The organism is Salipiger sp. D13, assembly GCF_003703915.1.
Lineage (GTDB): Bacteria > Pseudomonadota > Alphaproteobacteria > Rhodobacterales > Rhodobacteraceae > Salipiger > Salipiger profundus.
In genome coordinates this window covers 29,285-49,672 of record NZ_ML112603.1, presented here as the reverse complement: position 1 = coordinate 49,672, position 20,388 = coordinate 29,285, and the positions used below count along the sequence as shown (strand labels likewise).

Here is a 20,388-nt window from a genome sequence, read left to right as displayed (position 1 = left end):
GAGCGGATGCCAGAAGCCATGAACATCAATGATCCCAGAAAATCCTTGAGCGCCGCCTCTGGCGGGACACCGACACCCGGCCTGTCGGGTCTTCAACGACTTGCACTTCTTTGGGTCACGGCCATCCTGCTGACATTTCTGTCCTTCCTCTCTTATCCTCACCGATCTGGCGAAACGGACTCCATTCAGGATCGTGCCGAGCAAACCGACGACCTTGGGCGGGTGTACTCCCTGAGGGACGACTGCTGCATCTGGTCCGGCCACACGCATGACTGACCCAGCCCAATTGTCCCCGTTGCGCCGCATCGTCTTCGTCTCTCTGCCATTTACCTTCGCCTACCTGCTCTCCGAACTCTTTCGAAATGTGAACGCTGTTCTGGAGCCTCGTCTCACGGCCGAGTTTCAGCTTGAGCCTGCGACCATGGGCATGATGACCTCCGCCTTCCTTGGCGCACTGGCCGGCTCGCAGCTGTTCGTCGGCCAGGCCCTGGACAGGTTCGGGCCGAAACGCGTGCTGGTGGCTACGCTCTTTCTGGCTGTCGTCGCATCCGCGCTCTTCGCCGGGGCGCAAACAGCCCACATGCTCATCCTGGCGCGTTTCATGATCGGCCTCGGACTTTCCGCTTGCTGGACCGGCGCCTACAAGGCGAACACCCTGTGGTGGCCGAGGGAGCGCCTGCCCTTGGTAAACGCCATCACGATTGCAGCGGCCGGCCTTGGTTCCCTGGCGGCCACCAGCCCGACCGAATGGCTGCTACGCCAAATCGGCTGGCGCGAAATTTTTCTGGGTCTCGCCGGCGTCACTGCCACCATTGCATTGATCATCGCCGCGGTGGTTCCGCCCCAGACGAGGGAACGAGCCGCCCCTGCGGGGCTGGAACCGGCTGTGAAGGGACTGCGTGGTGTCCTCACGCACCCCGCCTTTCTCACCATCGCACCGGCTTCGGCCCTCTGTCAGGGAGCCTGGGTCGCCTATCAGGGGCTCTGGGCCGGGGTCTGGCTGCGCGACGCGATTGATCTCCCTTCGACTGCGGCAGCGGGTATCCTGATGGCACTCTCCCTTGCCGTCATCTTGGGGCAATTCGGCTTCGGCCTGCTCGCCGATCGGATCGCCCGCACCGACCGGCACCTGTTCCACCTGACATTCGCCCTGACGCTTGGCTTTGCTCTGTGTCAGCTCGCGATTGCCGGTGCAGGCGCGTCCCTGCAGACCATCCTTTGGGCTGGCTACGGGCTGTTCACCGCGGGTCCCATCCTTGCCTACGCGCTTCTGGTCCGGCTGCTACCCGACGCAGTGTCGGGCCGCGCTATCGCCATGCTCAATCTCGGCGCTGTCCTCACCGGTTTCTTGATGCAGGGCGGCATCGGCGCAGGCATCGAGGCTTTGGTTCGGCTTGGGTGGAGCATTGCGTCCGCCCATGTGGCGTTCATCGTGCTGATCGCCGGTCTGCAAGCCATCGCTCTGGCGTGGATGGCTCTGCATCAAGGTCGCGCCCTGGGTCTGGACAAGGTTCGGTGATCATTTCTACCAAGCCCCTGAAAGCTTCTCAATCGCCGCATCTAACACATTGGAATACCGTCAAATCATGGAAGTCGAGGAGAGACATTCGTGATGATGAACCTAAGCCGTACTGCCCTGTTCTCAATGGCGCTCGCCGCCGCTCCCGTTGTCGCTCACGCGTTCGATCTGGACAGCCGCGACCTGCGGGAGGGTGAAACGATCCGCATGGAATTGGTGAATTCGACCATGGGGTGCGAGGGGCTCAACCAATCCCCTCACCTGGTCTGGAATGACCCGCCTGCGGGAACGCAGAGCTTCGCGATTACGGTCTTCGACCCGGACGCCCCGACCGGCAGCGGTTGGTGGCACTGGATCGTTCTGGATATTCCGGCGCACACACGGGCGATGCTCGCGGGCGCCTCCGGCTACCTGCCCGCCCCTCTGGTCGAGTCCCTGACGGATTTCGGGCAACCCGGCTACGGCGGCCCCTGCCCGCCTGAGGGCGCAGTCGCTCATCGCTACGAGTTCACCGTCTATGCCATCGACGTGCCGAGCCTGGGGTTAGACGCCAGCGCCATGCCCGCCCTCGCCGGCTACATGATCCACGCGCACAGCCTCGGCAGTGTGACACTGACGGCGCGCTACGGGCGCTGAAAGCAAGGACTTAGCGACCATGAAGAAACGCATGCTTCAGATCGATGCCTTTTCGGACCGCCCCTTGCTGGGCAATCCGGCGGCAGTGGTCTTCGACGCCGACGACTTGTCCACCGAGATCATGCAACGCATCGCGCGCGAGATGAACCTCTCCGAGACCGTATTCCTGCTTCGCCCGACCGGTGATGCGGACTATCGCGCCCGCATTTTTACCCCGGTGCGCGAACTGCCCTTCGCCGGTCATCCGACCATCGCCGCCGCCCATGCGTTTTGCGGCGAGCAAAGCAGGATGCCCCAAAGCCTGACGCAGGAATGCGGCATCGGACTGGTTCCAATCCGCGTCGAAGACGACCTTTACACGATGACGCAGGCGACGCCCCAATTCCGCGATGTGCCGGTCACCAAAGCTGAACTTGCCGAGGCGATCTGCCTTCCGCTCGACATGCTCGCGGACAGCCCGCATCAGATCGTCTCAACGGGGGTTCCATGGCTGCTGCTTGAGCTGCACGACCTCCAGGCACTGGCTGGCCTGCGACCCGACCTCGGCCGGATCGAGCGGATCTGCCATGGGCTCGGCGCGGCAGGGCTCACGGTCTTTGCGGACAGCGGGTCCGAGGCCGCGCCGCGCCTGCGTGTACGCACCTTCGCTCCGGGTGAGGGCGTGGCCGAGGATCCTGTTTGTGGGTCTGGCAATGGTGCCATCGCTGCGTGGATCGCCACGCATCGCGACGCGGTGCCTCGGGCTGGTTACCTGTCGGAGCAAGGGATCGAGAAAGGTCGGCGTGGACTGGTTCACGCGGGCTGGGAAGCGACAGTCGAAGGGCTGCGGATCACCATCGGCGGGGCCGCCTGTATCGTCCTGCGGGGCGAACTGGATCTGGGTGACGCGTCCTGATCAGATGGACTGCTCCAAAACCTCCAAAACAAAATCGACCCGCGCCTCAACCGTGGCCAAAGGCAGCGGCAGCAGGTCATATCCCGCCATGGCATAGGCCTGCTCCATTGCCTCTGCCGTCGCAACCGCCTCGTCGAAATCCTGCCCGCGCTGCGCATCCTGACCGAAGATCTCGGGCCAGGGCGGCGCAAGAAAGACCGTCGGGCGATACCGGTAGAGCTCGGCCGCCGCGTGAACATGTGCGGGCGCCTCTCCCACATAGAGCTGAAGATAACCGATCACATCGGGAATGCCGCGATCGAAGACCACCGGAACGTCGGTCCCCTGCGCCTCGTGCCACGAGCGCATCTCCCAGCCGAGCATGAGCTCTGCAAAAAGCTGCCGGTCCTGACCGTGCCACCCTGTCCCGCCGATCCGGGTCTGATCCTGAATGATCGCGCGACCGGCTTCGGGCATTGTTGTGAGACCATGCCGCGCCAGTGCGGACAGAAGCGTCGTCTTGCCCGATCCCGGGCCGCCGGTAATGACGAAAAGTCGGTCGTTCATGTTGATCCTAGTGGAAAGAAACCTGCATTCAGCCTGTCGGAAAGACGATCCGCCCCGGAACATCCTTGGGCAGTCGACCGAAAAGCAACCATGCGGCGGCAAGCGGCCAGAGCGTCTGTTCGAAACGGGCGTGGAAGAATGCGAAATGCCCGATCTCGGGCACCGCGATATCCGAGGGCGAGATCCGCAGATGGGTTCGATCCGCCCCGGAATAGTAGTCGAGCAATCGCTGCCCCGCAGCTTCGGTGCAGAACGGGTCATCTGTCAACCCGATGGCCAGGAGCCGCGCCCGGGTGGCGCCATGGCGCGCTGCAAGGTCTGCTGGGTCCAAAGCGGAGCAGACACTCGACTCGAACCGCGGCCCCATCCGGCTCCAGTCGCGCACCACGCCGCGCGGCACATCCTCGAGCCATCCAAGCCGTGCCCCGGGAAAATAGCCGAAGAGCCGCGTCACGGCTGGCATGAAGAGATGCCATTTCAGATACATCGCGCGCCGCTGACGGCGATCGTAATCGCGCCAGTAGGCGAATTGCGCGCCAACCGTCACGATCCGGTCCAGGCGATCCGAGCTGCGCGCCAACCCCAAAGCGAAGCCGCCGATTGAATGGCCCACGGCGCAGAGCGCACGATCCGGCCAGCGCCTGCCAGCATAGGCAAGCACCGCCTCGGCATCGAGGACGCCCCAATCGACCCATCCCGCCTGCACATCCTTCACCGGCGTGGAGCGGGACTCACCAATCCCGCGATAGTCGAAGGTCAGAACCGTCGCCCCCTGCCCGGACAACCAGGATGCGAACCGTGCGTAATAGCGCGCCTGCACCGCCGTCGCGGCATGAAGCACGACGACAGGACCGGTGTCTGCGTGCCAGATCCCGCCCTTGATCGGATAGCCGTCTTCGGCCGCCACCTCGAAGCGTTCGGCGGGCATCGCCGAGGCGGGCCTTTCAGGGTTCGGCCGCGATGGCGGAGCGTCAGGTCTCCAGCGGTAGAGCATTGGTGTCCACATTCGTCTCAGGTCCGACAATACGGAACCAGCTTCCTTTGAAACGGAAATCACGCCAAATGAGCTTTGCTACGGCTCACCTGAAGCCAATTCAGTTGCGGAACCGGTCGGATTGGCGCTCTCTTCTCGCAGGAGGGCACCGAAATGACCCAGGATCACACGCCACGCAGCCCCGTCGTCACACTCGACGATCTGGACCTGTCGCCACAGAGCTATGGCACCCGCTTTCATGCCGCCATGGCGGCCATCGCCGCCCCGCTCGGAGCGACGCATCTGGGGGCACGGCTGGTGGAGGTTCCGCCCGGCAAGGCGGCCTGGCCGTTCCATGCCCATCACGCCAATGACGAGATCTTTGTCATTCTCTCGGGCACCGGCGAGCTGCGGTTCGGCCTCGACCGGTACCCGGTCGCAGCCGGCATGGTGGCGGTCTGCCCTGCGGGCGGCGCCGAAACGGCCCATCAGCTGATCGCAACCGGCACTGAACCTCTGCGATATGTCGCGGTCAGCACCATGCGCGAGCCTGATGTGATGGCCTATCCCGACAGCGGCAAGCTGACAGTCTTCGCGGGCGCTGCGCCCGGAGGTGACAAGGCAAAGCGCCGGGTTGCCAGTTCCTTCCGGACCGCGGATGCGGTCGATTACTGGGACGGCGAAGAGCCATGAGGTCCCTCGAGTTCTGGTTCGACTTCTCGTCCGGTTACGCCTTCTTCGCGGCGCAGCGAATTGACGCCATCGCGGTAGGCCTGGGTCGAACCGTGCTCTGGCGACCCTACATGCTGGGCACTGCTTACAAGGTGACGGGGGCACGCGGACTGTCGTCGACGCCGCTGAAACGCGACTATGCGCGGCGCGACTGGGCGCGGATCGCACGGCACCAGGGCCTGACCTTCCAGCTGCCCGCCAACCATCCCCATGTCGCCCTGGCGGCGACGCGCGCCTTCTACTGGGTTGAAACACAGCACCCTGAACTTGCTGCTGCCTTCGCGAAGAGGGTCTTCACCTTGTATTTCAACGACAGTCTCGACACCGCCTCACCCGAAGCTGTCTCGCGGCTCGCCCCAGAGTTCGGTCTCAAGCCCGGAGCCCTTCTGGCCGGCATCGCCGACCCTGCCCTGAAAGAAAAGGTCCGGAGGATCGGCGAAGATGCGGTGGCACGGGGTGTCTTCGGATCTCCCTTCTTCATCGTCGATGAAGAGCCTTTCTGGGGCTGGGACCGAATGGAGATGATGACAGAGTGGGTCAGGACCGGCGGATGGTGATCGTACCGACGATCCGCCGACTGTCAGCCGCGGACGCTCCGCGCCTTGCCGATCTGATGACGGCCTATCGGAGAGCCATGGGCGGACCGGCCAAGGCAATGACGCCGGAACAGGCCACACCTCTGATCGAGCGCTCCGTCGCCGAGCCGGATCTGCTGCTTCTCGGGGCGGATCATGGCGGCGCGCTTGCCGGCTTTGCGCTGGCCTTCGACTTGCCCGAGATCATCTCAGGAAGCCGTGCCGGTCAGCTCGACGACCTCTTTGTCATGCCAGAGGCCCTGGGAAGCGGCCTTGCCCGCGCCCTGATTGGCCAGTTGACCGAGATCGGTACCGCGCGCGGCTGGACCCATCTGCGCTGGCTGGTGCCGCAGGACAATCTGACGGCGCAACGGTTGTATCAGTCGATCGCCGACCCCGCGCCCTGGGACAGCTTCCGGATCGAGCTGAGCCAACGCCGCTCAATCTAGGTCGACCCGGTAGCGCTTGACCGGATCGAGCGTGGCAATCCGGTCATAGAGCCGCTGCGCAATGAGGTTCTCATCGCCGGTTTCCCATTCGATGCGGCGCCAGCCCTGCGCGCGCCCCTCTCGAACCAGTCGCTCGACAAGCCGTTCCGCCAGCCCGTGACGCCGCGCGAAAGGTGCGATCCAGAGATCTTCCAGGATCGCGATCTTGGCCGTGCTAAAGCTGTGCTGGCGAAGGATCACATGCGCCAGCCCGGCGGCCTGCCCCTGAACGAGAACCAGCCAGCCGAGAAGCGGCGCAGCTTGATCCATGAGGCGCTGCCAGATGACGGGCATGTCCGCGCGGGCTCGATCAGGTGCCGCGAAATGGTCCAGGTTCTCTTGCCAGAGGTCTTCCCATGCCACGCGGTCGTTTTCCTCAAGTCGCCGGATTTCGACCACCGCCGCTTCAATACGATTCATTCAATCCGCTCCCGGCTCCGGTTGCCTTTGCGCGAGGGTCCTTTCCCCGGCCGAGGCCTCGACCATCCAGCGGCTCAGGTTGCGCACGCGACGGTCCCTGGCCAGCGCCTCGGGATAGACGAGGAAGTAGCCTCCGCCCGTATGAGCCCAATGTGGAAAGAGCTGCGTCAACCGCCCGGCTCCGACGTCGAAGGCAGCGATCTCCACGCCTGCCAGCGCCACCCCTGCCCCGTCCATGGCCGCGCGCAGTGCCAGTCCGGCGGAATCGACCATCATCACCGCAGCAGGCCGGATCGGCCCGCCCGGCAACGTCGCGTTCCATCGCGCGTAGTTCTCTTTCCGATACTGCGAGAGAAACAGTGTCATGCCCGATATCTGCGCCCGCATTTCATCGGGGTCATCCTTGCCCATGGGCGGCGCACCGAACAGGCTCACGGTTTCTTCGAACAGCAGGTCCGCCTGCAACCCATCCCATTGGCCCTGCCCGTGCCGCACCGCCGCATCGGCCACTCCGGCAGACAGATCCACAGCCTCCTGTGTCGTAGATATCAGCAGATCGAAGCCGTTGCGCTCGAACGGGTAGCGCGTGAGCCGGGGCGAGAACCAATAGGCCGCGAACGTCGGCAGCATCGACAGCCGTAAGGGGCCCGCGTTGCGTTCCTGTCTGAGGCCGCCGACCGCTTCGATGATCCGGGAAAACCCCTCGCTCAGATCGGGCGCGAGTCTTGCTCCGGCTTCGGTCAATTCGAGCGCCGGACCGACCCGCCGCATCAATGTCAGGCCGAGCGCATCTTCAAGCCCGCGCAACTGGTGGCTGACGGCCGATGGCGTGACGCCAAGTTCCAGCGCCGCCTCCTTGATTGAGAGATGGCGCGCCGCGGCCTCGAAGGCTCGCAGGGCGTTCAGGGGCACATTCAGCCGAAAGGGTACTTGTTTATCCATAGATCCTCACAAACCGACTATCGCCGATAACCGGTACCACGCGAACGACGCTTTCTCATCAGCGCCTGAAAACTGCTCACTCGCCTGCGCGGCTCCTGAGCCTGAAGATTGTCCCACCATCCGCGAACTGGGAGATCCCGAATGCTGACCGAAGCCGTGAAGGTCCCGCTCGTCGATACGACGAGCCCCGTCTGGTTCGACGGGACGCTTCTGCCGTCCAGTGAGGCGACGCTGCATGTTCTGACGCATTCTCTGCACAACGGCGGCGCGGTCTTCGAAGGCATCCGCGCCTATGACGGTCGCCTGTTTCTGGGCAAGGAGCATTTCCGGCGCCTGCAGCGCTCGGCCGAACTTCTCGGCTACACGCTGCCATGGCTGGTCGATGATCTTCAGGCTGCCGCCGAGGCCGTGCTTTGGGCTGGCGGACTGAAGGACGCCTATGTTCGGCCGATCGCCTGGCGCGGCAGCGAAAGCGTCACCGTTTCCGCGCAGGGCTGCCGGATCCATACTGCCATCGCGGCCTGGGACTGGCCGGTGGAAACCGCCCTTGGGGACGGGACCGGCGGATTGCGCCTGGTTTTGTCGGATTGGCGGCGCCCCGCGCCCGATACGGCGCCGACGGCGTCGAAATGCTCGGGGCTCTACATGACTGGAACTTTGTCTCGGGCCGCAGCCGCCCGTAGCGGACATGACGATGCCCTCATGCTGGATATGGCAGGCCATGTCGCCGAAACCACGGTGACGAACATCGTCCTCGTCCGGAATGGCAGGCTTCTGTCTCCCCTTCCCACATGCTTTCTCGACAGCCTGACCAAGCGCCATGTCTTCGACCTTGCGCGTGGCCTCGGCCTGTCGGTTCATGAAGGAACCGTCAGCCTCGACGATCTGGATGCAGCGGACGAGGTCTTCGTCACGGGCACGTCGGTCGAGCTTCGTCCCGTGGTCTCGCTCGACCGCCCCGGCAAGCACAGCACATGGCCCGTGGGGCGGATTACCAAGGCCCTGCGCGAGGCGTTCCGCGCCTCGACCCGGGCTCACGCGTAGTGCCAGACCAGCAACAGGCCGAGGCAGACGATCGCGACGCGCAGGAGTTGCGGCTTCACCCGGCGCGCCAGCCGGCCACCGATGACACCACCTGCCGTCGCCCCCAGGAAGACCAGGGCAGCCTGACCCCAGGCGACCGCGCCGCCAAAGGCGAAGATCAGGACGGCGATACTGGTCGCGAGCGTTGCCAGAGCATTCTTGACCACGTTCAGCCGCTTCAGATCGTCGTCCCCCGTCACGGTCAGCAGCGCCAGCAGCAGCACCCCCAGCGCCGCCCCAAAGTAGCCGCCATAGAGGGCCACCACCCCCTCGGCGCACGCGGCGCTGGCTGGCCCGATGGACAGCCCGCGGCGGGCAAGCCAGCGGTTGAGGATGGGCCCTGCCGCAAACAGCAGCGTAGCGAAGAGCAGCAGCCAGGGGACCAACTGTCGGAACAGCGCATCTCCCGACAGCAGCAACAGCCCGGCCCCCGCCGCCGACGCCAGCGCAAACACCGCGACGCGCCCGGGCCGCGCCATCAGTTCCTGCCGCAGCACTGCGCCTTCGCCAATCAGGCTGGCTGCATGGCCGGGCCAAATCGCCACTGCACTGGTCGCGCCCGCCGTCACCGGCGGCAGCCCTACGGCCAGCAGCGCCGGGAAGGTAAAAAACGTGCCTCCGCCCGCGATCGCATTGCACAGCCCGCCGAGCAGCCCCGCGCCCGTGGGCAGCGCCATTGTCGTCATATCCATCCGGTCCTCCGCTCCGCCTCCGCGCGATCCTGAAGGAGGGGCTGGAAAAATGTGTCGCCCCGGTGCCAGATGATACCCCGGAGGTGCCAACATGCAGCGCGATGAGATCGGAGGATTTGCCGAGGATGGAAGTCCGGTGATCGGCAGGATCACGAGCTTCACACCCGGCTCCATGCCGGAGGCGCATGCGCATTGGCGCGGGCAGCTCGCCTGGTGCCCGGACCGGCCGGTGACGGTCGAGACAGGATGCAGGCTGCATCTTCTCTCTCCCGGCATGGCGATCTGGCTTCCACCGACGCACCGCCACCGCATCCGGGCCGAGGGCGCGCGGAAATCGGTCAACCTCTATACCCGGCCCGCCGCGGCACCGCTGCCCAAGGACCCCACGCCTTTCCCTCTCGAGGCGCTGGAAGCCGAACTTCTCCTCGCCCTGGCAGGATCCAGCCGCGCCGACCGGCAAGAGCCCGCCTTCGCCCGGCTGACGGCCGTGCTGTGGGACCGGCTTGCGCGCCCCGCCCCTGCGCCCACACTGCCCCTGCCTGCCGACCCGCGCCTGCGTCGTATCGCGCTGGCACATCTCGATGGGGTCGGCCATTCGCTCGACCACTGGGCCGCGGCACTGGCGCTGTCGCGGCGCAGCCTGCAACGGCTCGTCCGTCGCGACACCGGGCAGAGCTGGGCCACCTGGATGCGAGACCTTCGATTGGCACGCGCCATTGCCCCTTTGATGGCCGGCAAAAGCGTGCAGCATGCGGCCCACACCGCCGGCTACGCCACCGCGAGCGGCTTCGTGGCCGCTTTTCATGCCGCCCATGGGATCACGCCCGGTCAGTTGCAGCGTCGGATGGAGATCTGAGATCATCCCACGCGCCGATCCGTCAGCAGTCGCAGGGCGAACCCGATCAAGACACTGCCGGTAACCCCGTCGAGGAGGCGAGGCAGCCGGGGGCCGTTCAGGGCATTCTGAAACGGCACTGTCGCGGCAGTCAGCGCTGCAAAGAAAATCAGCCCCATCGACGCATGTATCCCCGCGAGCAGGACGCTGAACGGCACTACCGAAACGCCCACGGGCAGAAACTGAGGCAGGAAGCTGATATAGAAGACACCGACCTTGGGGTTAAGAAGGTTGGTCATCACCCCGCGCAGGAACCAATTCGGTGCGGAAGGCGCCATGACCCTCGGCAACCCCGGCTCTCGCGGTCGGAACGCTCCCCGCAACATCCCGATACCCAGCCAGATCAGGTAGGCCGCGCCGGCAAACTGCAGGCAACGGTAAGCCAGTTCCGACACGGCCAGCACAGCACCGAGCCCCAAAGCCGCAATCAATCCCCATGCCAGCACCCCGGTCACCACCCCTGCCCCCGCCAGCATCGCCCGGCGCGGCCCCTCGACCGCCGCCGTCCGCAGGACGAGGGCTGTATCGAGCCCCGGTGTGATCGTCAGCAAAGCCGCAGCAATGGAAAAGCTCAGCAATGCAGTTGCAACGTCCATGGCTACTCTCCGATCTCGTCCAGGAAATCTGCCAGAAACTCTTGGCCTTCTGGCCAGGCGCCGAGGTTCGACGCCTCATTCAAATGGCCCCTTGGGCCAAGACGGCGCGGCCAGGCGCCTTGCCTGGCAGCCCAGGCTATCCCACTCGCCGTCGGATCATAGGGATCGTTCTCACTTGCGACGGCCAACACCGGCCGCTCACCAAACCCCGTTGCAGGTAACGCTCCGAATGCCTTTGCCTGCGCCGGGAAAGCCGGCCCACTCGGGTCCGGCACGGCGACAAGAAATGCCGCGGCGATCGCCCGGGACGACGCCGCACGCCAATGGGCAAAGAGCAGGCACCCGAGCGAATGGCATACCAGCACCGGCGGATAAGGTGCCGAGGCGACCGCCCGGTCCAGGGCGGCGAACCAGTCCACGAGGTCGGGTTCATCCCAGGAATTTGGCTCTATCCGGAGGGTGTTCGGATAGAGAGTTTCCCAATGGCTCTGCCAATGCTCAGGGCCGGATCCCCCGATGCCCGGCACCATAACGAAACGACGCCCCATGCTAATCTCCTGATGTTTACCTTTCTGGAATGTCCCTTGCCGAACGCATAACGGGAATGGCAATTCATCGGAAAATGTGACAAACTTCCGATGAATTAACGGAATCTGCGGTGAAACATGCCGACCAGTGAGCTCGACCGCCTTGACATCGCAATCCTCGAAGCGCTTCAGGAAAACGCCCGCACCCCGCTATCGGAGGTCGGCCGACGTGTCGGGCTTTCGCAGCCGGCGACATCGGAGCGAGTGAAGCGCCTTGAGGATCGCGGAATACTCGCCGGCTATACAGCGCGTCTGGACGCCGCCGCGCTCGGTCTCGGGATGATGGCCATCATTCGGCTCAAAACCACGCATGAGCACATCAAGCCCGCTTTGAAAGCCTTTGCTGAGATGCCGCATGTCATCGAGGTCCACCGTTTGACCGGCGAAGACTGCTTCCTGCTCAAAGTCCTCGTCCCGACCCCCGGCCAACTTGAGACCATCGTCGACACCATCGCCCGGTTCGGCGCGGTCACGACCTCTCTGGTGCTGCGTTCGGAACCCGTAAAACCACTTGGAAAGGCGCTACTCGGCTGACAATTCCACGCGCGATACCGGAGCAAACCATGCCTATCGATATCTGGCTCATCTACATCGCAACCGTGCTCGCTCTGATGAGTACGCCTGGCCCCAGCCAGATGCTGATGCTGTCAAACAGCGCCATCAATGGCTTGCCGCGGGCCTGGTTCACCGCTGCAGGAGATTTGACAGCGAACCTGTTTCAGATGCTTGCCGCCGGCCTGGGGCTGGCGACCGTTATCGCTACCTCCGCCGAGGCGCTGACCGTCGTAAAATGGGCCGGCACCCTCTATCTCCTGTGGATCGGCCTGCGTACGCTTCGGCGATCCATGAAGCCCATATCGCACTCCGCTTCTCGACGGGCCTCTCTTCGGACCCTTTGGCTGCAAGGCTTCGTGACTTCGACGGCCAACCCCAAGGCCGTAGTCTTCTTCGCCGCGCTGTTTCCCCAGTTCATTGATCCGGCGCTGCCGTTCTGGCCGCAGTTTCTGGTTCTGTCGGCCACCTACATCGCAATGGACGGAGCGTTCCTGACCGGATACGGGGCTGGCGCGCATTGGCTCTCCCAACGGCTGAAGGGTGAGGCCCGTCGTTGGCTGGACCGGATCGGAGGCAGCTGCATGATCCTGGCAGCGGTTCTCCTGGGGATGAAGAACGCCGCCAGCCGGTAAGGTCGCCGCTCCTCTCGGACGGAAATTCAACGCCGGGTGAGACATTCTCACTACGCATGATGCGAGAGGTTTTTCATGATGATCAGGCGTTGCATGAGAAGGCGCTGAAGCAAGCAAGCAGCCAGCCCCCCCGCTTCCGAACGCAGGTTTCGGCTGCAGGTTCGGAGGTGGCTTCATGATTGAACTGCGTCAACTACACCAATTGATCGCTATCGCCGAGTTTCGGAGCCTGCGCGCCGCCGCCGAAGCTCTGGATGTACAACAATCGACGCTAAGCCGCACCGTCCGCGCCATCGAGGATGAGCTCGGCGCGATACTTCTGGACAGGCGCCATAGCGGCGTCGAGCTCACTGAGGCCGGCCAGGCTTTCCTTCGCGAAGCCAAATCGGCGATCGAACTGCTCGAACGTGCGCAGCGACATGCCAGGCTTGCAGGTCGAGGAAAAACTGGAAGTCTGACGATCGGAATTCAGACCTCGTTGGGCACCGGCTTCCTCAAGGAACTACTCAGGCGATACGCGACCGCCCATCCCCAGGTTCTGCTCAGCGCAGTCGACGGCGCAACGAGAGAACATGTCAGGCTCGTCGCGGCGGGCTCTCTGGACATCGCCTTCGTGACCGATTGCGAGATCCCGGCGAACTGTGATCACGCACAGCTGTGGCAGGAAGAAGTCTTCGTTGTCACCTCGAAGACCCATGCACTGTCTGGCATGCCCGCTGTCAGTTGGTCCTCGATGCGGCACGAACGGGTCCTAGTAACCGTCGCCGCGCCAGGTCCCGAGGTCGAAACCTTTATTCGCAGCGTTCTGGCGGTCGAAGATGATTGCGGCTTCAAGGTCGATCGGATCGATGCGACCCAGGAGATGCTTCTGGATCTGGTCGCCCTGAACCAGGGCATTACGGTCGCCGTCTCCTCCTGGCAGCGACCGGATGATCGGGAACTTTCCTATCTTCCCGTGAACGAGCCCAAAAACAGCGTGGCTTTCAATGCAATCTGGAATCGAGCGAACGGCAATCCGGCGCTCCGGCGGCTCATAACTGCCGCACATATCTGCGCCGGACGGCACCGCCGCGGCACGTCCGACTGGCTGTCAGCGCAACACTCCATCGGTCAGGACGGCATGTCGGGCCAACGAGTTGCCATGCCCTCCAAAGGGATCTCGCGCGATGGATAGTATCAAGCGTTACCTTACCGCCGAAGCTCTGAACGCCTATGCCGCCGGACGCTACTCAGCGGCGGAAACCGTCTGCGTGCGCACTCTCATGGATTACCCTAACGACCCGGACCTGCTCCACCTGCTTGGGCTCGCGCGACTTGCTCATGGTAGCATCACTGCGGCGATCGAGGCCCTTGAGGCCGCCTGCGTACATGCACCGGTACCCTCGCCGGAAGCTTACAACAATCTCGGCATAGCTCTGCGCAAGGGGCAGCGGCCTGAAGACGCAATTGCGGCCTTCAGGAAGGCCATCGAAACACGGTCCGGATATGCGGAAGCGATGTACAATTTGGCTGTCACCTCAATGGATCTGGCCGATTTTGCTACTGCAGCCGACCTTCTCGCCGAAGTCACCGCTGCCAGTCCTGAAGATGCGCGGGCGCATTTCGCTTTGGCAGACGCTTTAATCGCCCTGAACGATCTTGACGCGGCAGCTCTGTCATTGCGTCGCTACCTGCGTCTCGCCCCCGGAGACGAGCAAGGCGCTGAACTGCTTCTTGCATTCATTGGCAAGGGGGCAGTTCCAGCTAGCGCATCCCCCGCCTTTCTGCGCGACCTCTACCGACGAAAGGCGAAGAATTGGGACCTGGTCCCAGGCTATTTCGCGCATCGTCACGTCCTGGATGCCGTTCTCCGCCACGCTTCCCCGCCCTTCCTCTCGGCCCTCGATGTTGGATGTGGCACAGGTCTCTCCGGCGCCGGGGTCCGCGCGATGACCCAGCACATGGCGGGTGTCGACGTCTCACCGGACATGCTTGAGGGCGCCCGCGCGAAGGGCATCTATGACGTCCTGCACGAGGATGATCTGCTTTCTTTCCTGACCCGGCATCCAGACCGCTTTGACCTGATCGTCTCGACGGCGGCACTCATCCATTTCGGAGACCTGAACGCCGTCCTCGAAGCAGTGTGGCTGGCCCTTCGGCGGGAAGGAACATTCGCTTTCACCACGTATTCATATGACGGTTCCGACCCAACAGCCTTTGGTGCATCGAGCTATCGGGAACTCGCAAAGGCGGGATGTTTTGCGCATGGCAGCGCCTACCTGGCCGACTTATCCAAAACCTGCGGTTTCGAGATCTGCGAAGTCAGCGAGATCATCCATGAGCAAAGCTCCACGCAGAAAATCCCGGGTTTCGTCGCAGTGCTGCGCAAGAGAACCGCAACACCGTGCACACTCGAGCCAGGTACGACCCTGAGACGGCATACTTCTCANCCGCAACACCGTGCACACTCGAGCCAGGTACGACCCTGAGACGGCATACTTCTCAGCCAAATGAAGGATCGGCGTTTCCCAAACCTCTTCGAAGAGCTGTTCCCGAGAAACTTCAAAGCGGCCATCTGGTCTGCTCAACGGGGGTGGCTTGCTGGTCATTCTAGTTCGCTTCCGATCAGGGGGCCCCACGCGATGTCGGTATGCCGGTCGAAAAAATGATCGTATCAGATGAAGCAATCTGCATCCCGATTTTGCCACCGCGCTGCGAGTAGCCGATTACCGGCTCAGAGCAGATTTCCTCGTCCTTGCTCCGCCGTCGTTCTCAAGTCCCCCAGACTGAAACGAAAGAACAACTGCAACAATCAACCCAAGGGCCCCAATCACATAGAAATTCATCCATCCAATCATAGGCGCAATGGTAAGTCTATGTGCTTGATATTTCGTCATTTTTCTAGTAGTATCAACTCATTGCGCGGCGGCGTGTGCACTCTAATTTACGACCCAATACGCCCCTTTTCGCCACGTTTCGACCGCGCACTGCACACATAGAGCACACGAAATGGCGACCATATCAAAGCTTCCTTCGGGCTCCTGGCGAGTCCAGGTCAGACGCAAAGGGCACTACATCAGTGAATCCTTCCTGCGCCGCGGTGACGCGGAGCTTTGGGCGCGGACCATTGAGGGCAAGATCGATCGGGGGGAACCTATACACACTCGCGTTGCCACGGCCAAGACATTCGGAGACCTCATCGATCTTCACAGAGCGGATCTGGCGGAAGTCGGGAGAACGCTCGGCAGGTCGAAAGCCGCGAGCCTGGATTTTCTTGCGCTACGCCTCGGGGCGTTGAAACCCGCCGAGCTCGGCCGGGAAAAGCTCGTCGAGTTCGGTCGTCAGCGCGCCAAAGAAGGGGCCGGCCCGGTAACGGTTGGCATCGACCTCGGATACATCAAGACGATCCTTTCGCATGCTGCCGCCGTTCACGGCATCATCGCACCAACCGAAGGAGTCGATCTCGCTCGGATTGCGCTCACCCGGCTCGGACTGGTGGGCAAAGGCAACGAACGGGATCGTCGGCCGAGCGAAGAGGAGATCGACGCGATCCTGAAGGCGCTTGAAAGCAACCCACGACAGTTCATCCCCATAGCGCGCGTCGTTCGTTTCGCCATCGCGACGGCCATGCGACAAGATGAAATCTCTCGGGCGCGATGGGAAGACTACAACCCTCGAACCAAAATGCTGCTCATCCGGGACCGCAAAGACCCTCGCCGCAAGACGGGCAACGACCAACGCATCCCTCTGCTTTCGGTTTCCGGTTACGACCCCTGTGCGTTGATCGAAGAACAACGTGCACTGGTGGGCAGTCGCGGCAGAATCTTCCCTTACAACGGACGCTCAATCGGCACGGCATTCCGCCGGGTCTGCCGCACCCTGGGCATCGAGGATTTGCATTTTCATGATCTGCGCCACGAAGCGACCGGTCGACTGTTCGAGGCAGGCTTCACCATTGAACAGGTTGCCCTTGTCACCGGGCACAAGGACTGGAAAATGCTGCGCCGCTACACCCACATCCGCCCGGAGGGTCTCCATGCGCTCGCGGCAAGTAGGGTCGCCTAGCCTTAGCACATCTGGAAATGACCTCTGGTGGCTCCCATTGCCCCAATCTCGGCATACATAGTGCCCCCACCGATCATTCCCCCGTCGCGCCGTGCCAGGGGAACGGCACCGTATGGCCGCTTTCTTCGAAACGACGCTCGAAATCCTGGGCGACCTCCTCCACCGTGATCGCAGCGAATTGGGCCAGCAGCCGTGCCTCGGCCTCCGCCAGCGTCGCGTCGAGCCGCGCGTTGACCGCCTGCTCGACCAGACAGGGCGACGGATCCGCCTGCGGTCCAATGTTAAACAGCGGCGGGTGGCCGCCCCCTTCGTAGACTGTGAACAGGCATGGAACCAGCATCATGTTGGCGGCCACCGCGCCGACCACGGACCGAAGCATGCACCCGGGTCGATCGCAAAAGAAGGCCGCCGAACAGGGAAACCGATCAACGCCTATAAGGACAAAACCGCGGTTAGGCGGGGCATTCGACCTGCGCGAAAACTCTTGACTGGAACGCCCCCATTTCCAAAGTCCTGACTCTACAACACCGCTCGACCGCATAACGCTTTTGGATATAGCGCTCTTGGATATCGGACACCGGCACCGGAGACCTTCATCCGCATAGATCGGAGGCCGACCATGCATTAGCATTTAACCCGGAACCACTCGATGGGGTCAACTCACGATCGGTTCGTTAATCTGACCAAGCGTCCCTCGTTGGTCACCTCCAGTTCATATCTGCCACACGCTTGGACAGCAAAAGCCTTCATGAGTTTCGTTCCGATCCCGGTGGAAGCAACGGGGATAGTTTCAGCGCTACCTACCCCGTCATCAGCTATCTCCAGAAGCCAGCCATGCCCGTTTCCTTCAAAGCGAACGGTAACCGTTCCGGCACGACCCTCCGGAAACGCGTATTTCGCGCAATTCGTGAGGGCTTCATTCGCAAAGAGCCCGATTGCGACCGCGACCTCACGGGGCAATTCGTATTCCTCCGTTTCAACAACGACGCTGATATTGTCGCCAAACAGAGCTTGTCCGCTCTTCGACACGATGTCGTTGAGGTAAGGCTGCATGGCAACGACCGCGCCCTCGCCCTGGGTTTCCGCGAGATTAGCATAGGCTTGCGCGAAGGAGTGTAGACGGCCGATCGCTTGGTCGAGGGATTGTCGGTGAGATTCATGTCCCTCCCCTCGTTTCTGCTGCTGGAGGAGGCTCACTGCGAGGGCGAAGTTGTTTTTCGTCCGGTGGTCTAATTCCTGAAGTAGAACATTTCGCCTCTCGATCTCCTTGTCACGTTCACCGATCGCAGACTGGACGGCGCGTCGAAATGTATCTGCGAAAACGAGGACAATGAGCGCCGCGCTCGCGTTGATCGCGACCCGTGCCGGATCGGTCGAGACCTCAAAATAGAACGAATGCGCCGTCGGCAATACGAAGAACCACGCCCATAAGAAGCTCAGCCCGAACGCTGCGATCCCCGCTTGCCAATGGCCGTAAAGCGTTGCGAGGAGAACGGTCGGATAGACCAATGCGAACGGACCGGCGGTCGGAACAACCACGTCCAAAGCACTGCGCAATCCAATCATGCCCACTGCAAAGGCGGCTCCGAACAGAAGTTGTGCGCCCAGCCTTGATGGACCTGGCTGGAACTCAGACACGAAGTCGTATTTGGCCAGACGTTTCACGCCCGTTCGTTCCCGAATGATGCGATGTGAATCTGCATAAGATGTCGCAAGTGGCCCCACTTCTTAACTCAAAACTCGCTGCTTGCCCGCGGTGACGCGACAGTATTCCAGTTCTGCCAACGGAGCCAAGCTGTTCACCACAGCGCTTGGTGGGTGGTCTCTACCAATCGCTGGGGTAGAGCGGTTCGTCACCCAAACGGCAAGTCGGTGAGGCGTCTGCCCTCACAGTAACCATAGGACGACACCGAGCATCAATGATCCTGCGCCGAAAAGGCCGGTTAGGCGCTGGGCCAGTGGCTTAGCGTTTCGGAAGGGTCAACGTTTGAAAACCGATAGTGCAGAGTCTCGCAAGGCCGCACCGACGACCCAACAAATGTTGGGGAAACAGTCAGTAGGCGAGCGGCCGCAAGCAGCTATGTTTCTCTTGCCACAGATGTCCCCATCAGGAGCACTAAGGATGGTCAGGCTGGACAGCCGAGCATTGTTTTTTGTTATCGTGACGCTGAGCCTAGTCTCGCCGGCGGTTGTTTTTTTACTTGTTGGTCTTGCGCTCTGTGGCCAGATCGGCTTGGTCCTTCTCTCTGTTTTGGCAAGCGCTACGACCTCAGGTCAGCCTAGCGACGGTCGCCCTTCGCATGCTCGAGGTCCTGCGCGCTTTTCGGTGCACATTGCGACCTATTGCGAGCCGGCACCTCTCGTCACACGCACACTCTTGGCATTGTCGGAGCAGACGGACGCGCCAGAATTCGAAGTCATCGTGCTAGACAACAATACGGCGGACCCGGCGCAATGGCGTCCTGTACAGGAACTCTGCCAGCGTCTGGGACGCCGTTTTCGGTTCTTCCATGAGGACAACGTGGCGGGTGCGAAAGCGGGTGCGCTGAACATCGCTCTCGCCCGAACGGATCCAGAGGCGACGCATGTCGTGGTTCTGGATGCCGATTATGAGGCCTCGCCAGGTTTCCTCGCCCTGGCGGCCGAGGAGATCGCGCGAAGCGATGACGATTTCATCCAATTTCCGCAGGCATATCGGAACACGGCCGAGCCGGCACGGGGGATCTCTCTGGAACTCGCGGACTATTTTCTACGCCATGCCCGCCAGGCCGACGGCGCCGGCGCCATGCTGCTCACCGGAACGCTCAGCGTCATCCGGCGGGACGCTCTCGTGGAAGCCGGCGGCTGGAACGACAAGACCCTGACCGAGGACGCCGAACTGGGACTGAGGCTCAGACGGCGGGGCTATAGGGGGCGATTTGTCGATCGGGTCGTTGGTCGCGGCATCATGCCGCTCGACATGAGCGGCCTCGCCTCGCAGCGCTATCGCTGGGCGAGTGGGAACGTCCGCACCGCGATGAAAGGTTTTTCCGGCTTGAGTCTTCGGTCCGCGCTCCACGTCCTTTCCCAGCTGACCGCTTGGGCCAATTTCGGTTTGCCCCTGTCGGCAGGGCTTATCGGTGGTGGACTTGCGCTATCGCTCGGATTTCAGGGCGATTCCGTGCGGCCTATGATCTCCTTTTCCGGGGTGGGCATCCTGCTTGTTTATCTCTCTTCCACCCTTCCCCTGTTCGTCTCCACTGCACGACGAGAGGGTGCGAACAGGCCGACAATTCTTGCCGCTTTGGCGGCAAGAGTGTCCTTGCTGGCTCCTTCGGCGCTCGGCACGATCGATGCTCTGCTGGGGTTGCAGCGTGGCTTCCGCCGCACACCGAAAGACGGCTGTGAAGCCTCCAAAGGTATGGGTGCGGTTCTGCCTGCCATGGCCGTCGGTGGCGTCCTGCTGCTGTTGGTACCCGGACTGCCAATTTCGGGATTAGTCGGCGGAGCGCTGCTGGCCCTGCCCTACCCGCTTTCACTCAGCACTCAAGCACGGCTTGCGGCCTACCGCGCGTCGCTTCGAGCATCCTAGGAGACCG

The 20,388-nt window shown here is 62.7% G+C and carries 23 protein-coding genes and 1 pseudogene; 15 read left to right on the top strand and 9 right to left on the bottom strand.

Annotated features, from left to right (window positions below; all coding sequences use genetic code 11):
* Nucleotides 1-18: 18 nt before the first annotated feature.
* From D6860_RS16075 to D6860_RS16060, 4 genes are all read left to right on the top strand, one after another.
* Nucleotides 19-276: a hypothetical protein gene (locus D6860_RS16075; protein ID WP_128549262.1), complete on the top strand. Its 258-nt coding sequence runs from the start codon at nucleotides 19-21 to the stop codon at nucleotides 274-276.
* Nucleotides 269-1,519, top strand: a complete 1,251-nt coding sequence (locus D6860_RS16070) for an MFS transporter (RefSeq protein ID WP_076624980.1) — start codon at nucleotides 269-271, stop codon at nucleotides 1,517-1,519. Before D6860_RS16075 ends, D6860_RS16070 begins: the two co-directional genes overlap by 8 nt.
* A gap of 93 nt (nucleotides 1,520-1,612) precedes the next feature.
* Nucleotides 1,613-2,155, top strand: coding sequence for a YbhB/YbcL family Raf kinase inhibitor-like protein (locus D6860_RS16065; protein ID WP_229743350.1), 543 nt, complete (start codon nucleotides 1,613-1,615; stop codon nucleotides 2,153-2,155).
* A 19-nt stretch (nucleotides 2,156-2,174) separates the two neighbouring features.
* Nucleotides 2,175-3,050 (top strand): PhzF family phenazine biosynthesis protein, encoded by an 876-nt coding sequence (locus tag D6860_RS16060; RefSeq protein ID WP_076624981.1) that lies wholly within the window; start codon nucleotides 2,175-2,177, stop codon nucleotides 3,048-3,050.
* On the opposite strand, the gene D6860_RS16055 is transcribed toward D6860_RS16060, so the two are convergent.
* On the bottom strand, nucleotides 3,051-3,596 hold the full coding sequence (locus D6860_RS16055; RefSeq protein WP_076624982.1) for an AAA family ATPase: 546 nt from the start codon (nucleotides 3,594-3,596) through the stop codon (nucleotides 3,051-3,053).
* Nucleotides 3,597-3,624: 28 nt separating this feature from the next.
* Nucleotides 3,625-4,602, bottom strand: coding sequence for an alpha/beta hydrolase family protein (locus D6860_RS16050; protein ID WP_076624983.1), 978 nt, complete (start codon nucleotides 4,600-4,602; stop codon nucleotides 3,625-3,627).
* A 141-nt stretch (nucleotides 4,603-4,743) separates the two neighbouring features.
* Between D6860_RS16050 and D6860_RS16045 the strand changes: the two genes are divergently transcribed.
* From D6860_RS16045 to D6860_RS16035, 3 genes are read left to right on the top strand one after another with little or no spacing between them, the layout of a single operon-like run.
* Nucleotides 4,744-5,262 (top strand): cupin domain-containing protein, encoded by a 519-nt coding sequence (locus D6860_RS16045; RefSeq protein ID WP_076624984.1) that lies wholly within the window; start codon nucleotides 4,744-4,746, stop codon nucleotides 5,260-5,262.
* The gene (locus D6860_RS16040) at nucleotides 5,259-5,858 is read left to right on the top strand and encodes a 2-hydroxychromene-2-carboxylate isomerase (RefSeq protein WP_076624985.1); all 600 of its coding nucleotides are present in this window, start codon (nucleotides 5,259-5,261) and stop codon (nucleotides 5,856-5,858) included. The genes D6860_RS16045 and D6860_RS16040 overlap by 4 nt, the downstream gene beginning before the upstream one ends.
* Nucleotides 5,852-6,325 carry a GNAT family N-acetyltransferase gene (locus tag D6860_RS16035; protein ID WP_076624986.1) on the top strand — a complete coding sequence of 158 codons (474 nt, stop codon included), beginning with the start codon at nucleotides 5,852-5,854 and terminating at the stop codon, nucleotides 6,323-6,325. The genes D6860_RS16040 and D6860_RS16035 overlap by 7 nt, the downstream gene beginning before the upstream one ends.
* Here D6860_RS16035 and D6860_RS16030 read toward each other — a convergent pair.
* Nucleotides 6,317-6,784, bottom strand: a complete 468-nt coding sequence (locus tag D6860_RS16030; RefSeq protein WP_076624987.1) for a GNAT family N-acetyltransferase — start codon at nucleotides 6,782-6,784, stop codon at nucleotides 6,317-6,319. The genes D6860_RS16035 and D6860_RS16030 overlap by 9 nt on opposite strands.
* A complete protein-coding gene (locus tag D6860_RS16025) occupies nucleotides 6,785-7,726 on the bottom strand; it encodes a LysR substrate-binding domain-containing protein (RefSeq protein WP_076624988.1) in 942 nt (313 codons plus the stop codon).
* Between the two features lie 141 nt (nucleotides 7,727-7,867).
* On the opposite strand from D6860_RS16025, the gene D6860_RS16020 reads away from it, so the two are divergent.
* On the top strand, nucleotides 7,868-8,770 hold the full coding sequence (locus D6860_RS16020) for an aminotransferase class IV (RefSeq protein WP_076624989.1): 903 nt from the start codon (nucleotides 7,868-7,870) through the stop codon (nucleotides 8,768-8,770).
* Here the strand turns inward: D6860_RS16020 and D6860_RS16015 are convergent.
* Nucleotides 8,761-9,501 (bottom strand): sulfite exporter TauE/SafE family protein, encoded by a 741-nt coding sequence (locus D6860_RS16015; RefSeq protein ID WP_076624990.1) that lies wholly within the window; start codon nucleotides 9,499-9,501, stop codon nucleotides 8,761-8,763. The two genes, D6860_RS16020 and D6860_RS16015, sit on opposite strands and share 10 nt — an antisense overlap.
* Nucleotides 9,502-9,592: 91 nt before the next feature.
* Here D6860_RS16015 and D6860_RS16010 point away from each other — a divergent pair, with 91 nt between their 5' ends.
* Nucleotides 9,593-10,357: an AraC family transcriptional regulator gene (locus D6860_RS16010; RefSeq protein WP_076624991.1), complete on the top strand. Its 765-nt coding sequence runs from the start codon at nucleotides 9,593-9,595 to the stop codon at nucleotides 10,355-10,357.
* Between the two features lie 2 nt (nucleotides 10,358-10,359).
* Here D6860_RS16010 and D6860_RS16005 read toward each other — a convergent pair whose 3' ends face one another.
* Nucleotides 10,360-10,992 (bottom strand): LysE family translocator, encoded by a 633-nt coding sequence (locus D6860_RS16005; RefSeq protein ID WP_076624992.1) that lies wholly within the window; start codon nucleotides 10,990-10,992, stop codon nucleotides 10,360-10,362.
* 2 nt (nucleotides 10,993-10,994) lie between these two features.
* On the bottom strand, nucleotides 10,995-11,540 hold the full coding sequence (locus D6860_RS16000) for an RBBP9/YdeN family alpha/beta hydrolase (RefSeq protein ID WP_076624993.1): 546 nt from the start codon (nucleotides 11,538-11,540) through the stop codon (nucleotides 10,995-10,997).
* Nucleotides 11,541-11,657: 117 nt separating this feature from the next.
* Between D6860_RS16000 and D6860_RS15995 the strand changes: the two genes are divergently transcribed.
* The 5 genes and pseudogenes from D6860_RS15995 to D6860_RS15975 all read left to right on the top strand — a co-directional run bounded on the left by D6860_RS15995 (nucleotide 11,658) and on the right by D6860_RS15975 (nucleotide 16,810).
* Nucleotides 11,658-12,113: an Lrp/AsnC family transcriptional regulator gene (locus tag D6860_RS15995; RefSeq protein WP_076624994.1), complete on the top strand. Its 456-nt coding sequence runs from the start codon at nucleotides 11,658-11,660 to the stop codon at nucleotides 12,111-12,113.
* 29 nt (nucleotides 12,114-12,142) lie between these two features.
* The gene (locus tag D6860_RS15990) at nucleotides 12,143-12,766 is read left to right on the top strand and encodes a LysE family translocator (RefSeq protein WP_076624995.1); all 624 of its coding nucleotides are present in this window, start codon (nucleotides 12,143-12,145) and stop codon (nucleotides 12,764-12,766) included.
* Nucleotides 12,767-12,941: 175 nt separating this feature from the next.
* Nucleotides 12,942-13,940, top strand: coding sequence for a LysR family transcriptional regulator (locus D6860_RS15985; RefSeq protein ID WP_076624996.1), 999 nt, complete (start codon nucleotides 12,942-12,944; stop codon nucleotides 13,938-13,940).
* Nucleotides 13,933-15,194 (top strand): annotated as a pseudogene (locus D6860_RS26035) (tetratricopeptide repeat protein); the annotation flags it as partial. The gene D6860_RS15985 and the pseudogene D6860_RS26035, both read left to right, overlap by 8 nt.
* A 560-nt stretch (nucleotides 15,195-15,754) precedes the next feature.
* Nucleotides 15,755-16,810 (top strand): site-specific integrase, encoded by a 1,056-nt coding sequence (locus tag D6860_RS15975; protein WP_076624998.1) that lies wholly within the window; start codon nucleotides 15,755-15,757, stop codon nucleotides 16,808-16,810.
* Nucleotides 16,811-16,883: 73 nt separating this feature from the next.
* Here the strand turns inward: D6860_RS15975 and D6860_RS15970 are convergent, their stop codons facing one another.
* Nucleotides 16,884-17,189 carry a hypothetical protein gene (locus D6860_RS15970; RefSeq protein ID WP_229743348.1) on the bottom strand — a complete coding sequence of 102 codons (306 nt, stop codon included), beginning with the start codon at nucleotides 17,187-17,189 and terminating at the stop codon, nucleotides 16,884-16,886.
* A 281-nt stretch (nucleotides 17,190-17,470) separates the two neighbouring features.
* Nucleotides 17,471-18,475 (bottom strand): sensor histidine kinase, encoded by a 1,005-nt coding sequence (locus D6860_RS15965; protein WP_076624999.1) that lies wholly within the window; start codon nucleotides 18,473-18,475, stop codon nucleotides 17,471-17,473.
* A 457-nt stretch (nucleotides 18,476-18,932) separates the two neighbouring features.
* Here D6860_RS15965 and D6860_RS15960 point away from each other — a divergent pair, with 457 nt between their 5' ends.
* Entirely contained in the window at nucleotides 18,933-20,381 is a 1,449-nt protein-coding gene (locus tag D6860_RS15960) for a glycosyltransferase family 2 protein (protein WP_076625000.1), read from the top strand.
* The last annotated feature ends 7 nt before the right edge of the window (nucleotides 20,382-20,388 follow it).